The sequence below is a fragment of the Actinomyces sp. zg-332 genome (assembly GCF_011751945.2).
Taxonomy (GTDB): Bacteria; Actinomycetota; Actinomycetes; order Actinomycetales; family Actinomycetaceae; genus ZJ293.
Window position 1 is genome coordinate 290,558 of the sequence record NZ_CP064951.1, and the last position, 14,870, is coordinate 305,427.

9 protein-coding genes, 1 tRNA gene and 1 riboswitch are annotated in these 14,870 nt (G+C 32.9%); of the genes, 8 read left to right on the plus strand and 2 right to left on the minus strand.

Going from position 1 to position 14,870, the window contains the following annotated elements; translation table 11 throughout:
• Window positions 1-108: 108 nt before the first annotated feature.
• Window positions 109-258, plus strand: a riboswitch (cyclic di-AMP (ydaO/yuaA leader).
• The 3 genes from HCQ94_RS01130 to HCQ94_RS01140 all read left to right on the plus strand — a co-directional run bounded on the left by HCQ94_RS01130 (window position 259) and on the right by HCQ94_RS01140 (window position 2,448).
• Window positions 259-966 (plus strand): C40 family peptidase, encoded by a 708-nt coding sequence (locus HCQ94_RS01130; RefSeq protein WP_232525736.1) that lies wholly within the window; start codon window positions 259-261, stop codon window positions 964-966.
• A gap of 376 nt (window positions 967-1,342) precedes the next feature.
• Window positions 1,343-2,236: a universal stress protein gene (locus tag HCQ94_RS01135; RefSeq protein WP_166979038.1), complete on the plus strand. Its 894-nt coding sequence runs from the start codon at window positions 1,343-1,345 to the stop codon at window positions 2,234-2,236.
• A gap of 139 nt (window positions 2,237-2,375) precedes the next feature.
• A tRNA-Arg gene (locus HCQ94_RS01140) sits at window positions 2,376-2,448 on the plus strand.
• 613 nt (window positions 2,449-3,061) lie between these two features.
• Here HCQ94_RS01140 and HCQ94_RS01145 read toward each other — a convergent pair.
• Window positions 3,062-4,660 (minus strand): bacterial Ig-like domain-containing protein, encoded by a 1,599-nt coding sequence (locus tag HCQ94_RS01145; RefSeq protein WP_196373615.1) that lies wholly within the window; start codon window positions 4,658-4,660, stop codon window positions 3,062-3,064.
• A gap of 846 nt (window positions 4,661-5,506) precedes the next feature.
• Here HCQ94_RS01145 and HCQ94_RS01150 point away from each other — a divergent pair.
• From HCQ94_RS01150 to lipA, 5 genes are all read left to right on the plus strand, one after another.
• Window positions 5,507-6,565, plus strand: a complete 1,059-nt coding sequence (locus HCQ94_RS01150; protein ID WP_166979044.1) for a zinc-dependent alcohol dehydrogenase family protein — start codon at window positions 5,507-5,509, stop codon at window positions 6,563-6,565.
• A 266-nt stretch (window positions 6,566-6,831) separates the two neighbouring features.
• Window positions 6,832-7,266 (plus strand): Rrf2 family transcriptional regulator, encoded by a 435-nt coding sequence (locus HCQ94_RS01155; RefSeq protein WP_166979049.1) that lies wholly within the window; start codon window positions 6,832-6,834, stop codon window positions 7,264-7,266.
• Window positions 7,267-9,441: 2,175 nt separating this feature from the next.
• Entirely contained in the window at window positions 9,442-10,740 is a 1,299-nt protein-coding gene (locus tag HCQ94_RS01160; protein WP_166982811.1) for a Rib/alpha-like domain-containing protein, read from the plus strand.
• A 269-nt stretch (window positions 10,741-11,009) separates the two neighbouring features.
• On the plus strand, window positions 11,010-11,645 hold the full coding sequence (lipB, locus tag HCQ94_RS01165) for a lipoyl(octanoyl) transferase LipB (RefSeq protein ID WP_166979057.1): 636 nt from the start codon (window positions 11,010-11,012) through the stop codon (window positions 11,643-11,645).
• A gap of 405 nt (window positions 11,646-12,050) precedes the next feature.
• On the plus strand, window positions 12,051-13,079 hold the full coding sequence (lipA, locus tag HCQ94_RS01170; RefSeq protein WP_166979060.1) for a lipoyl synthase: 1,029 nt from the start codon (window positions 12,051-12,053) through the stop codon (window positions 13,077-13,079).
• A 60-nt stretch (window positions 13,080-13,139) separates the two neighbouring features.
• Here lipA and HCQ94_RS01175 read toward each other — a convergent pair whose 3' ends face one another.
• Entirely contained in the window at window positions 13,140-14,852 is a 1,713-nt protein-coding gene (locus HCQ94_RS01175) for a class I adenylate-forming enzyme family protein (RefSeq protein WP_166982809.1), read from the minus strand.
• Window positions 14,853-14,870: the final 18 nt, after the last annotated feature.

The window sequence follows — 14,870 nt, forward strand, 5'->3', positions numbered from 1 at the left end:
ATATTTCGTAATATTTTTTCTTCGTGTGACTTTTTTCTAAAAATTATGTACAATGTAAGGTAGCTTCGATTAGAAAGATGTTGAAGCTGGTAAATAGTTATCCAACCTCATCGCTATTTATCAAAGAAAACAATAGATGAGGGCGGGGAAACCAAATATGAACTCATTTGAGTTCTTGGGGTGAAAACAAGCTTTGCTTGTTAGGTAAGTCTCTACCGAATCCGACAGCTAACCTCGTAGATAATATAGGAGACAAAATTGGCTAATTCTAAAAGACGCGGTCGCCATCGTGCGTCTGCTCGTCCGGTAACTCCATTCACTGGGTTGGGTGAATCTATTTCAAAGCAAGCTCGTCGTAACGTTGCAGCAGTTGCTTCAACAGGTTTGGCTGTTACGATTATGGCTATTCCAGGAGCTAACGCTACTCCTACTCCAGTAGATGCAAAGTCTGACTTCGAAAAAGCCGAGATAAAGGCAAATCCTAATGTATCTGTAACTGATGATACAAAGTGGGATATGGACGCAATTGCGGTAGATCGTATTGAATCTAGAGAAGTTACTCGAAACGCTACTGATGATTTGCGTAATCAAGGTCGTAATGGACAAGGAGTCGATTCATCACTTCTACCAGCAGCACCAGCTGGTTCTATTATGGGTGAAGCTACGCGTTATATCGGCGTACCTTATGTATATGGTGGAACAACTCCGGCAGGTTTTGACTGTTCAGGTTTTGTCCAGTATGTATATCGTCAAAATGGTATTGAGCTTCCACGTACTTCGGGAGCACAGGCATCTGTTGGTGTCCCTGTATCACTAGCAAATGCTCGTCCAGGCGATATTGTATCTTGGGGATATCACTCAGGTATTTATGCTGGAAACGGCACAGTTCTACACGCTTCATCTCCAGGAGCTCCATTGGGATATTCACCTATGTGGGGCGGATATACAATTCGTCGTGTAGGATAGATAAGATTTCATGTGAGGGAGTATCAATTGGATGCTCTCTCATTTTGTTTAAACGCTTATTTTGTAGCTACCTTTCTAATTTTTGTATAGCCTATATTTTTTATTTACCTTATACCTGTTTTAAAATACACAATATTGTTTTCTTTGTGTTTTTATTTGTAGGATTCTGTCTTTTACTACAATTAAATACTTAGTTTTTTTGTTTTTATAGTGATGTTATATTTAATACATACTTTGTAAAAACCTTATAAAATCAAGGGTTTTGTAAAAGTGTAATTGTAAAGTAAGTATTGGTTATCGAGAATCTTTTTTAAATAATAGCTTTAGTGTCTTATAATTATAGTAAGTATTAAATAGCCCCCTTTAGGAGAGTGTGATGAGTAAAAAAGAAATTATTTTGGTTGGGGTTGATGGCTCAAAGGAGAGCTTAAACGCAGTTAAATGGGCTGCTAGCCGAGTAAAAAAAGCTGATGCAAGGATGCATATAATATGTGCTTATTCTTTGCCGAGCTTTACTCCTTCATCGCTTGAAGGTGGATATGCAACAATTGATGATGTATCCATAAAAGAAGGTGCTCAAATTGTAGTGGATGAGGCAGTAAAATTAGCAACTGAAGAAGGTGTTGAAGTAACATCAAGTATTGAAGTTGGTGATCCTGCTAGAATTCTTGTTGAATTGAGCAATGAAGTTTCAATGATTGTGGTCGGTAAATCTGGTACAGGTGGTGGAATTGCTGATAGGCTTTTGGGATCAGTTTCTTCTGCACTAGCTTGCCACTCATGTTGTACTGTTGTAATTGTTCCTTTTGCTGACGAAGATAAAGATTATTCTGAGATAAATGAAATTGTTGTTGGTGTTGATGGTTCTGAATCTTCACGTCTAGCTTTTAAAGCTGCTATTTACGAAACAAAAATGGACAATGCTCATCTAACAGCAGTTATGACTGTACCAATGACTAATAGTCTAGGAATGTTTACTTGGCTTCCTTTTACAGTTGAAAAAGAAGTTATATTGGAAGATGTTTCAAACAGTCTAAATGAAGTTATTGAGACTGAATTAGCTGGAGAAGAACTAGAAGTAACTCGTTATGCTTTAGAAGGACATCCAACAAAAGTTTTGACTGAATTTTCATCTCGAAGTGATTTATTGGTAGTTGGGACTCGTGGTCGTGGTGGTTTTACAGGATTACTATTGGGATCTACTTCTCAAAGTTTGTTAAACTATTCTGAATGTCCAATAATGATTGTTCCGTCTACTTACGAGGGATAGAATTATTTACTGAGCGAATATTAAAATGTACATGAAGGGTGTGTGTCTATTACAGGGTATACACCTTTCATTATTTTAATATTACAAAATAGACATACTTATTTTATATATTTTTTGTTTGTGGTACACTTCATTTATTGCCCTCGTAGCTCAGGGGATAGAGCACCGCTCTCCTAAAGCGGGTGTCGGACGTTCGAATCGTCTCGGGGGCACTTTTTATTGTCTTACTTTATTTGTTTTTAGAATGAAATCGTATTTATATATAACTTTGGGTATATGATTTGAATATATTTGTAAGTACATTGCTTAACTATAGTTAATACACGGGTGAGGTAAACGTAGCATAAAACTTTATGTGCTTTTGATATTTGTAACTATTTTAAGAAAAATATCTAGTATATAATTCTTATTATTTGTTGATAGGAGAAAGTTTAAATAGTTGAACTTTTAGAAAATTCTTTAGTATTTTTTACTTCTATAATATTATTTTTACTAGCTTTACTATAATTATTGAAAACTAGGTGTGAAGTAAAAATTTAAGTATTGTTTTTACTTCTAAGAATAAAGGATGATTTTACTCTTATTGATAAGAATAGTAATAATATTTCGAATTTGTAGTAATATTCTTATAAAATCTTACGGTATTGAGTTTAGTAGATTTTAGGATTTACCTATTAGACAAATATATTGTATATATGTAATTGTTTATTTTTAATTTTTATTTATAGTCAATTTTGATAATTTTGAAATTTACTCGTTAAAAAGTTTTTGCTTGCATTTACTATTAAATACAAGCAAAAACTTTAGCGTCTGTACGTATTGGTATTACATTGTTTTCTTACTTCTACGTGAGATAAGAATTATAGCCACACCTGGTATAGCTGCAAGTCCTACCATTGATAAAGCATAAGAATTTAGACCAGTTTCAGCTAGAGGGCTAGATTTCTTTTTCAAGACTGGTTTTAGAGCCTGCTTATTGTCATTTTTATCTTTACTTTCTGTCTTAGCGGCTTGTTCTTTAGATTTTACAACTACCTTCACATCTTTAGTCGCAACTGTGAAATCATTTTGTTTGAAAGTGTAACGTACTTTATATATTCCAGGTTTGGAAGTATCTACGTTTGAATCTATACTTACTCGTGGATCAGTTAGATCTACAGAAGTTGGAGTTTTTACATTGTACTCATGGATTGAGTCTAAAGTATCAGCTGGTGTGTATTTATCTCCAACTGTAAGTTCAGTATCATGAGCTTTTATATACTGGAATAGTTCTACATATAAGGTGCCTAGCGTATTTCCGTTAGAATCTGTTGTTTCTCTAGGAATAGGATTACCGTTAGCATCTGTTAGTTCAGCGCCTTCTCTGGTTGTGTAAGTATAATAAGGTAATCCATTAGTTGTGTAGCCTGTTCCCTCTAAAGAAGCACGAATGCGTTCTAGCTTTATTCTATAGAAACCGCCCTGATATAGGGTTGGATCTGTTGTCGCATCGGTCCAAGGTAAAGTGCACTTTTTGAAGAATTTTTCAGCACAGAAGAAGTCGTTAGCAATTGTGTAGTCAGACAAATCTTGGTGTGGAAGAACTTTTTGTATATCAGCTGGAACTGCTGAATATTTTTTGGCTCCAGGTTCAGTCATGACTGTGCCAATATACTGTCCTTTATTACTTAAAATAGGATTACCTGACTTATCTTTTACAGCTTGTGTAAAACGTATATCTATGGCAACGTTTGGTCCTTTTGCAGATCCAAATACTAAGTTTATTATGCTGAAATAATGACCATCAGTCATTTTCATTTTATCAGCATTTATAAGCTTTAGAGGAAGCCGAGCGGTTAGTTTAGTGCCAGGAGGAATTGGAGCTTTGCCTATAAAATGAACTTGTTCGACATTGCTGTACTCAACAGCTTTGCCAGGACCAACTTCATTTGCTTGTTTGCCGTTGTATGTTGAATTTGTAGCAATATCGGAATTTGGATCTGAGAAAATCATCTCTCCAGCCATTTGAATTTGTGCTGGGTAGCTTTTGTTTGCCTGAGTTGGGTAGCGTCCTGGTAAATAATATAAATCACTTACTGTGATAGGTGAGGAAGAAGTATTTTCTAGTTCAAACACCATGGATAGAGATTGCATGTTACTCAAGTCAATCAAAGAACGGCCAATTCCATCTAATCCAGCAGCATTTGTGCGGTAAGTTTTTCCGTCTTTGCCAACTACTTCGTAGTAAATTGTTCGTTTGTATCCATCATTAGATACTACACCCTGAGTATTCACGTTTTGATCATTGCCGTTAATAACTACAGGATTATCAGCAGTTTGAGCAAAAGTTGGGGTTTGAAACCCTAAGATTAAGAGTGTAAATGCTAGGAAAAAGTATAGTGTCCTAGACTTTGTATTTTCGATATTATACTTCATTTTAAACATGGGTATGATTAAAACATATAATGTAATTGTTAGCTATATTGTGAGTTTCTATAATAGGATACTTTATAATAATGTAATGTTTAACTTTATTTTTCTTTTGAACTTTAATATATATTGCTAGACTTTTTGATTTGCTGTGGAATGTGTATTTTGCGTTAGTTTGAATATTTATTTTTTCAAGGTTGGAATTTTACTTGCGACTAAAAGATTAAAGAAAATTTAAATTGACTTTTATAAAGGTGCAAGGTGGTTGTTTGACTTAGTTAGTTATGTAGGGGCTAGTCTTGTATGAGACTATGGAATGTGTTGTACTTGCATTGTAAAGAAATTTTGGTACATATAAGTTACGTAAATAAAATTTTATAAATCTTTTAGCGTATTTGAAACGCCTTTTGTGAGGTGAAAATTTTCTATTCTTTAAGATTGTAATGATAATTTTATTATATTTAGAATTCATAAAGATTTAGTAATTAAAATATTGCTACTGGTAAAGATGTATAATGTATGAGAATAGTGTTTGTGATATGTAACTAATAGTTGAAATCATTGACTTTGCTAGATAAAGACAAGGGTTTTATGTATATCACTTTGCTATGTTGAATTATTCGATTAACATGTAAAACCAATAAACAAAAAAAGAATTATTACATAGTAAGGTTAACTATTGAATGAATAACTTTATATTTAGTTAATATTAAACTACTCATTCTAATCTGTGTCACCTTATATTAGTATAGTTTTTGAAAAAAATGTTTTACAATTGTCGCAACAGTGCATAGGGGCACTGCCATCAGTAATTAACAGTGCATAGGCGCACTGTTATCAGTAACACATGAGGGGGAAGCTATGAAAGCTTATACCTATATTAAACCAGGCGAAGCAAAGTTTGTTGATGTTGACAAACCAAAGATAATCAAGTCGTCAGATGCTGTTGTTCGTATGGTGAAAACAACTATTTGTGGTACCGATTTGCATATTCTTAAAGGTGATTGCCCTGAAGTTGATAGCAACCGTATTCTAGGACATGAAGGTGTTGCTGTCGTCGAGGAAGTTGGTGAAGGTGTTACCAATTTTAAGAAAGGTGATAAAGTACTAGTCTCATGCGTATGCGCATGTAGTAAGTGTGATTTCTGTAAGAAAGGTATCTACGCTCACTGCGAAGACGAGGGCGGTTGGATTTTTGGTTATATGATTGATGGAACTCAGGCAGAATATGTACGTGTTCCTCATGCTGATAATACTTTGTACCATGTTCCAGAAGGCGTATCTGATGAAGCTCTTACAATGTTGTCAGATATTCTTCCAACAGGTTATGAAATTGGTGTTATAAAGGGTAAAGTAGAGCCAGGTTGTAATGTTGCAATTGTTGGTTCCGGCCCTGTAGGTTTGGCAGCATTGGTAGCTGCTCAGTTCTACTCACCAGCAAAAATCATTATGGTTGACTTGGATGATAACCGTTTGGAAACTGCTTTGGACTTTGGTGCTACTCATAAAGTTAATTCAAGAGATGCAGAAAAAGCAATTGAAGAAGTTTACAACTTGACAGATGGCCGTGGTGTAGATGTTGCTATCGAAGCAGTAGGTATTCCTGCTACATTTGAATTCTGCCAGAAAGTTGTTGGTGTTGACGGTACAATTGCTAATGTCGGTGTTCATGGAAAGCCAGTCGAATTTGCTTTGGATAAGTTGTGGATTCGTAACGTTAACGTTACTACTGGTTTGGTATCCACAAATACAACACCTCAATTGTTGAAGTCTCTTGTGGCTGGAAAGATTAATCCAGAGAAATTTGTTACACATCATTTCAAACTAAGTGAAATTGAAAAAGCGTACGAAGTATTCTCTAAAGCTGCAGAACATAACGCTATTAAGGTAATTATTGAAAACGATATTACAGTAGAATAAAGCATTCTAATTAGGGTGGAAAGTTAGAAAACTTTCCACCCTAATTATAAAAATCTTTTAGTTGTATAAACATTTTATAATCAAAGTAGTTTTTCTGACGTTCATTAAAAATTTTCTAGTTTATTTGTATTTCAGTTGATGTTTTACGTGTTAATAGGTATGTATAAAATAAGAAATTCTCTGAATTGTTGTAATAGTGTTAGTACATCTAAAAGTTATTGTTGTTGGTTTTGTGATCTAAGATAGAGTTCGCAAGGTGTCGTATTATGCAAATTTCAAGTCGTTTTACAATTGCTGTTCATATTTTTGTGTGTATAAATACTTTTGAATGTAATGAAAAAGTTACAAGTAAGTTTTTAGCAGGTAGTATAAATACAAATCCTGTCATTGTGAGACAAATTGTTTCTATGCTCAAATTAAAAGGATTAGTTAATTCTAGTAGAGGTAGTTCTGGTATTACTATTGCTAAAGATCCGTCAGAAATTACTTTATTGGATATTTTTCAAGCAGTAGATCTTATCGATAATGGTGAGTTATTTAATTTTCATGATAATCCTTCTCAAGAATGTCCAGTTGGAAAAAATATTCACAGTATATTGGATGATAAGTTGTGCTGTTTTCAAAAGGCATTAGAAAAGAAGCTAGAAAGTGTTACTTTAGACGATTTATTCGAAAGTGCTAAGACATATATAGACCTTTAGTTTTGTATAAATGTATAAAATAAAAGTTGTAGTATTCAATATTGTAACTTTTGTGTCTTTTTATCATAGTTACTAAAACTTATGGTTACTAGAATTTATTAAGAGATATATAACGGAAATAAAGAATTCATAAGTGTGTTTGTATATGGAAATGTGTGAAAGTTAGAGAACTTTTATACAAGAATTTATATTTTTATACTCAACATAATCTTGCTCTTGTAATCGTTAAATATACTTATTACGAAGACTGTTTAATGTTTGGTATTCCCTGCAAAATGTAGAGATTGTAGGGTATTCCAAGATTACGAGAAAGTTTTTGCGTAATGGTATACATGCTTTGTCAGACAAAGTGACCAAGTAGCATTTTATATTCTAAGCTTTGGATATGAAAAAATCATTTATTATTGGAATAATGTTGAAGTATTTTTTTCGTAGATTTGGCAAAATGAAGACAGAAATTTTAGTTAAGATTACTAGTAACTGCTTGGTTTATGTTGGTTATTTTCCTATATTATGCAATGTGAAAAACTAAAAGGAATAAATTAGATTTCATTTGTAACATTATATAATAAAGTGATTTTGGGGTTGTTAGAAAATCTGAACTATTGTCTTTAGCGCAAGAAGACAAACGAGACAAAGTGAAAAACCGTATTTCTTAATTACTTACCTATTCAAGGAAGGAAAAATTTGAATATATAGCCATATCCCCCCCCGAAAAAAGAATACAAACCAAACTTTTAAAGACTAACTAATATAAGTATTTTGGGAAAAGTGAGCCAGAATTTATAGAGATTCAAAACCTATTTTTACAGCAAAAATTGATAAAAAGAATAGTTGATAGTCAGATTATACAGGATACTAGTCTAATATATTTTTGTGAAGAGGCTGTAAACAAAGTCTTAAGTTGAAGCAATTGTAAATTCGGTAAATTCGACGTTGTTGAAGTGTTGTGCTCCTAACCAATATTGTTTTGATACTGCACTCACTCATTTGTCGGTACTCAACTGTATTTTAAGCGTAACAAGAACATGCTGCATAAAGGTGCAATAAAATCGGCAGGGAAAGTTGGAATATATTTGTATATAACTTATCTAGTGATTATGTAGTATATACACTAGGCTCAATAAGTGTTGATGTATTTTTCTAAGAAGAATAATTACTAGAATCTTGCTATTTTTTATCAAAAATGGTTGATGAAAAGAAAACTGACTTTATTGTTTTATATAAATGTCAACAGACAAATTTTACTTTTTAATGAGAAAACTCATAAATTTTGTTATATGAATTGTTATAAGAAATATTCACAAGATAGCTAATAGTTAAATAAGGTAACATTTAGTGTTTTAAAAGACAAAATAAGAACATATAATAAAGGTACATAAGTAACGTAAAACACTTCTAAGTGTGTGTAAAAAGTTGAGTTTGGCAAGAAACGTTAATACAGGTTCATTATAGATTAATCCAATGTGGTTACCCATGTCATCAGAAAACTTATATAAATGAGCTAGAAATAAAAGAGATAATTCCTCCTAAAAAGCATGAAAATATCAGCCTAACATACTTATATTCTGATTTATAAAATTTTAATTACTATGAAAATACGTATAGATAATAAGTTGTATTGAAAATAGAGAAATAATAAAAGTTGGAGAGTATAATACTTGTTTTTTTAGAAGAAAACATAGGGATAGTAACTGTGTTTTTTGGAACTAGATGTTGAGTGGAATATTTATGGAAATATTTAAATATTCATTTTATAAAAATGACTTATGGTAATGAAAATTAATTTGTGAAAACAATGTTTCTCTTTAAATAGAGTGTTAAACCACTAGTGTAATAGTGAATAATGACAACGTTATTAGAAGAAGTATTTAATAGTTTTGATAACTAATAAGTAACAAAATAATTAATTATTGAAAAATTTATAACAAGAGATACTAGTTCGTGTAGACTAGAATGGTAAATTTACAACAATAGTAAGGATTGTATATAGTAACTGGCAAGTCTGTGTAATAGGAATACTACAGTTTGTAAGACTAGTATTTTATGTGAATATTACGAAGTAATTTTTACATGCAACTAATATTTAATATTATTTATTTCTATCTTGAGTGCCTATTTTAAACGTACTGTATGCTTTCTTTCTTATTATTTTGTTTTTAAAGGAGATACTGTATGGGTAAAATGAAGAGGAAACTCAGTTTCAAATATTTTATGGGATTTTTTCTTGCATTCTTAACAATGGGAATGGTTTTTCCCACTATGGCTAATGCCGAAGATGGTGTTGGAGTAACTGTTTCTATTTTATATCAAGGAAATTTGCTTACAGTTCCTAAAGGAACAGAAGCAGCTGATAAAGTAGCCATTCCTGAAGGATTACGCGATATACGTTTTACTTTGACAAATACAAAAGATCCTAGTAAAACTTACACTACTACACTAAATAGGGGTAATGCTGGTTTCCCATATACAGGTGCATTCACAGAGTATCCTAAAACAGTTCCATTTGGCGACTATACTTTGAGAGCAGATAACTATGATGCTGATAAGTATGAAGTTTATGGTCTAGGTAGACCACAAGTTAGAGACTTTAGAGTAAAAGTTGGGAAAAATACTCCTAACCAGCTAGTAGGTATTTGGGCAAAAAAGACTATTCAAGGAATAGTTAGCGTTGATGGTAAAGAAATAGTTACAAAAGATCCTTCTGTAATTCCAGAATCTGCACTTCCTAAAGAACTAATAGGAACTACTGTAACATTGACTAAAGGTTCCGAATCATGGACAGGAACTTTAAATAAAGCTACAGCTGATGGAAAATTGTCTTTAGATTTTGGTAATACACTATTTTCTTCAGGTAAATATGATGTAAAAATCAATTTCCCTAAGAATGTTACCCAAATATATAAGTACACAGGACCTACTTCTCTTTTAGCATCATATGACAAAGACACCTGGGATATACCTATGACATTTGAAAAAATTGATTCAGAAAAGTATAACCCAACTTACCCTAGCGAAGGTGTAAAGGCTGAGAAAGAAAGTACAACAGAAGCTGATGTTTCAGTTCCTGAAGGACAACAATTACCTGATGGAACTACCTTTACTCCTGCTGGTAACGTTCCTGGCTGGGTAAATATTGATAAAAAAACTGGAAAAGTTACCCTAACTCCTGGACGTGATGTAGAAGTTGGTGAACATCCTGTTACTGTTACTGTCACATATCCAGATGGCTCAACTAAAGATATTGTTCTAAAAGTAAAAGTTGTTGAAAAACCAAAGGCTGATGAAAAATCAAATGCTGATGAAAAATCAAAGACACAAATAGATTCTTCAAAATCTGGTGTTAAAAAAGTTAAGCTTCAGAAACGAAGCGCTTTGGCAAGCACAGGTATCAACGACTTATTCATGCTACTTACCCTAGGAGCTGGTACTCTAGCTGCAGGAATGTACTTGAAAAAGACTGTTAAGAAGTAATATTAACTAAGTTATATAGATGGTGAGATATCATTTTGGTATTTCACCATCTATCTATTTAAATAGATAGTAGGTAAAACGAACTGCTGGCGAAAATAAAGAATAATCCACCGACCATAAACTGAACTAACTTATTTGCAAAATATGGCTAATATATTAAATATTATTAGAAGTTATTCCTCACGCATTCCTTATTCTAATCAAAACATGAAAGTGTTAAAATACAGATACTTAAATAATGCTTAGACACACAAACACTAAGGAAAATGATGAACGTTGAAAACTTATTAAAACAAGGATTAGTTGATTACTTAGAAGTTGATACGTTGCAAAGAAAAATTCATCAAGAAGTTTTAGAAGGTACTAGAAAAAGCACATTGATAGTATCCCAGTTCAATAATGTTTACACAGCTGGTAGCAAAACTAAAGAAGAGCATTTATGTGGACTAGATAACTATGTTAAAGTTGACCGAGGTGGATCAATAACATGGCATGGACAGGGGCAACTTGTTATTTATCCAGTAGTTAAGCTGAAAAATCCCTCTGATGTGATTTTGTACATTCGCACAGTTGAAAAAGCTGTTTTAGCTGCAATTCGTGAAGAATACGGTTTGAATGTGGAAACTATTGAAGGCAAAGCAGGGGTGTGGCTACGAAACCCTGATCGCAAAATTTGTGCAATTGGTTTAAAAGTGGCTAATGGTGTTACTTTGCATGGTTTGGCATTAAACGTGAACCCAAATCTTGACCATTTCTCTAGAGTAGTTCCTTGTGGGTTATATGATTGCGGTGTCTCATCATTAGAAAGTGAAGGTATCTGCGATAGTTTGGATAACTGTGCTGAAATATTACTGCGATATTTATCTGAGCACTTAGAAGCGATTTTAGACCATGCTTCAAAATAAAATTTAATGTATTTTTAGATTTGATTTGTGTGGTTTCCTTTTTTTTGAATGAAGTAAAATAGATGCTTCATTCAAAAGATGTTTGATGAAAAACTATATATAGATTTAGAAATCTAACAGAAAATGTATTTATTTTTTACAATATTGATATTTTGTATTTATAGACTAATGAATTTTGTATTTTAAATATAGAAAATATATACAATATTAATAAAAATAAAGTTATTTCGAAGTGAAAGCTTTAGCGGTTGAAATAAGTTAAAAAGTAGTTTAAGGCTTTATATAAAGAAATAAAATATAAGATATCTGTGTTTAAAAATAGTCTATAATTAAAACACTTTTATGATTACATTTATATATGAACGGTTGAAAACAATAGGCTAAGCGTAACAGAAAGTTGACAAAATGAGTACTATTCCAAGTCCGCAGGGTAGGAAACTTTTGCGTATAGAAACACGTAATGCTCAAACGCCTATTGAGAAAAAACCTGAGTGGATTAAAACCAAAGCTGTATCTGGTGAAGAATATATGCAAATGCGTTCTTTGGTCTCAAAGGGCAACTTGCATACTGTATGTGGAGAAGCTGGTTGTCCTAATATTTATGAATGCTGGCAAGATCGAGAAGCAACATTTTTGCTCGGAGGGGCTTTTTGTACTAGACGCTGTGACTTTTGCGACATAGCCACTGGCAAACCTACTGAATACGATAAAGATGAGCCTAATCGTATCGCGCAGTCCGTAAAAGAACTAGACTTACGCTATGCAACTATCACAGGTGTTGCTCGTGATGATTTACCTGATGGTGCTGCTTGGTTATATGCCCAAACTTGTAAAAAAATTCACGAATTATGCCCTAGTACTGGTGTTGAATTGCTTGTGGACGACATAAAAGGGGAAAAGAAATCCTTAGATTTGATTTTTGACTCGTCTCCAGAAGTATTTGCTCATAACTTAGAAACGGTTCCTCGTATTTTTAAGAAAATACGTCCAGCTTTTAACTATGATCGCTCTTTATCTGTAATATCAATGGGACGTGAAGCTGGAATGGTAACTAAATCTAATCTTATTTTAGGTATGGGAGAAACCAGAGAAGAAATTGAGTCTGCTATGCGAGATTTACATTCAGCAGGATGCGATATTCTCACGATTACACAGTATTTACGTCCTTCTAAGCTACACCATCCCATAGATCGTTGGGTTCATCCTAAAGAGTTTGTTGAGCTTAGTGACTATGCTAAAGAAATTGGGTTTTCAGCTGTTATGGCTGGACCACTTGTGAGGTCTTCATATCGTGCAGGCTTTTTGTGGGGTAAAGTCATGAAAATGCGTGGGGTTGAGGTGAATCCGAATTTAGGGCATTTGCTAGAAGATAAATCTTTGCGACAAGAAGCTAAGACAATACTGGAGACTAAACCATCTTTATGTCACAAATAACCTTATAGGTACATACTGGGGTAAACAGTAGTATATTTAGCATAAGTCTGTGTTTAAGCTCTAAATATAGCGGGTATAAATTTCTGTAAGTCTATTGGTATCAATTTTCCCATTAGGTAGCAAAGGCATAGAACCCAAAATAATTATTTCCTTAGGTATCTTGTATTTACTTAGGGTAGTTTTTAGATAATTTTTGATACACAAATAACTTTCACTATCGTCTTTTAGTAAGCATGTTTTTTTATTTATGAAACTTTTATATTCTTGTTCAGTAAGTTTGTTTATGAAACTTGTATTTTGCAAGTTGTTACTTTTAGTTATAGTAAAGTTGTTTTCCTTATCTAGATTTTTATGCTTAACGGAAGAGATGTTGTCTTGTAAAACGTAATCGTCTTGAGAAGGGATTGTAGGTACTATTGCTGAAATTATTTTTTCTCCCCAATATTTGTCAGGCACTGAAAAAGTTTTGGACATTGTTATTTCTGTATGAGATTGTAAGATTTCGTCTATTTCATTTGGAAAAACGTGTTCACCGCCACTTATGATTAGCTCACTTTTTCTTCCTGTTATTTGTACAAATTTATCTTCAAACCAACAGCCTAAATCCTTAGTTAAAAGAAAACCGTTGTGAAAATGCTCTTCGTCGTGTTCAGTGTGGTTTAAATAGCCGCTAGATACTGACGGACCTTTTACTGCTATTTCGCCGATTTTACTATTTGTAGTTATTGGTTTTTTATCCTCTAAGGAAAGTATTTGTATATCGACATGGGGGAAAGGTAAACCAACATTATTAGGTTTTTCAGTGACTAAATTTTGAGGCAAGTAAGTCCCAGAAGCAGAAATCTCAGTCATACCCCATACCGGTAATAAGTTTAAACCGTGATTTTTAGCTTTTGAAATCAAAGTTTTAGGTACAGGACTACCTCCAGTTAAGGGTAAACTCAAATTTGATAAATCCTGTGAAGTATGAGCTAGTAAGATTTTTTCATATAAGGTTGGTACTGCAAACATCAGTGTAACTTTTTCTTTTTCTAAAATATCTAATAAGTAATCTGCTTGCAAATTTTCAGCTATGACTACTGTTCCTCCATTTATAAGCAAGTCAATCGTACAACCATTAAAGCCCCCTATATGAGACATCGGGGCAACCACTAGCGCGATATCTTCATAAGTGTATTTGAAGCCTAAACGCAAATTTTTTGTGCCCCACCATAAATTTTTATAAGTTAGTTTTACTCCTTTAGGTTTACCTGAGCTGCCAGAAGTATACAATATTGCCCCAATATTATTTACTTTCCTCTCAGAAGGATTTTTTATCTTTGTAACTGTGTCATCTATTGAGGTAGTGTGATTTATACTTTCAAAACACTTGCTGTAATACTCATCTAAATTTTGGTCAGTGATGTGTAACAAAGGTTGTAACTCATTGAAAATATTACTTTTATCTCTTTTTGATAACAAAGGATTTATCGGAGAAAAACTTAATCCTAAATATGCGCAGGATAAATAAGAAATTAATAATAGAGGATGATTTTTAGCGCTATATAACACATTGTTACTTAAATGCATGTTTTGATTTTGAATAAAGTAAATGAAATTATGTACGAGTTGTAAAACTTCTTTAGCAGTATAAGACTCTTCTTTGTAAACTAATGCTTTTTTATCAGATGAAACACTACATGTGTCTTTAAAAATGTAGTAGGGGTTATATTGAGTATATTCCAAGTCGTATGAGCTATTTTTACTCATATCATTTGTTATATTTTCACCCATACACTATCTCTTTCTAAA

What these genes read in the sequence shown, in the direction of transcription:
- HCQ94_RS01160 (WP_166982811.1), top strand. Translation starts at nt 9,442, where the DNA reads ATGGGTAAAATGAAGAGGAAACTCAGTTTCAAATATTTTATGGGATTT.
- HCQ94_RS01155 (WP_166979049.1), top strand. Translation starts at nt 6,832, where the DNA reads ATGCAAATTTCAAGTCGTTTTACAATTGCTGTTCATATTTTTGTGTGT.
- HCQ94_RS01150 (WP_166979044.1), top strand. Translation starts at nt 5,507, where the DNA reads ATGAAAGCTTATACCTATATTAAACCAGGCGAAGCAAAGTTTGTTGAT.
- HCQ94_RS01175 (WP_166982809.1), bottom strand. Translation starts at nt 14,852, where the DNA reads ATGGGTGAAAATATAACAAATGATATGAGTAAAAATAGCTCATACGAC.
- lipB (WP_166979057.1), top strand. Translation starts at nt 11,010, where the DNA reads ATGAACGTTGAAAACTTATTAAAACAAGGATTAGTTGATTACTTAGAA.
- lipA (WP_166979060.1), top strand. Translation starts at nt 12,051, where the DNA reads ATGAGTACTATTCCAAGTCCGCAGGGTAGGAAACTTTTGCGTATAGAA.
- HCQ94_RS01145 (WP_196373615.1), bottom strand. Translation starts at nt 4,660, where the DNA reads ATGTTTAAAATGAAGTATAATATCGAAAATACAAAGTCTAGGACACTA.
- HCQ94_RS01135 (WP_166979038.1), top strand. Translation starts at nt 1,343, where the DNA reads ATGAGTAAAAAAGAAATTATTTTGGTTGGGGTTGATGGCTCAAAGGAG.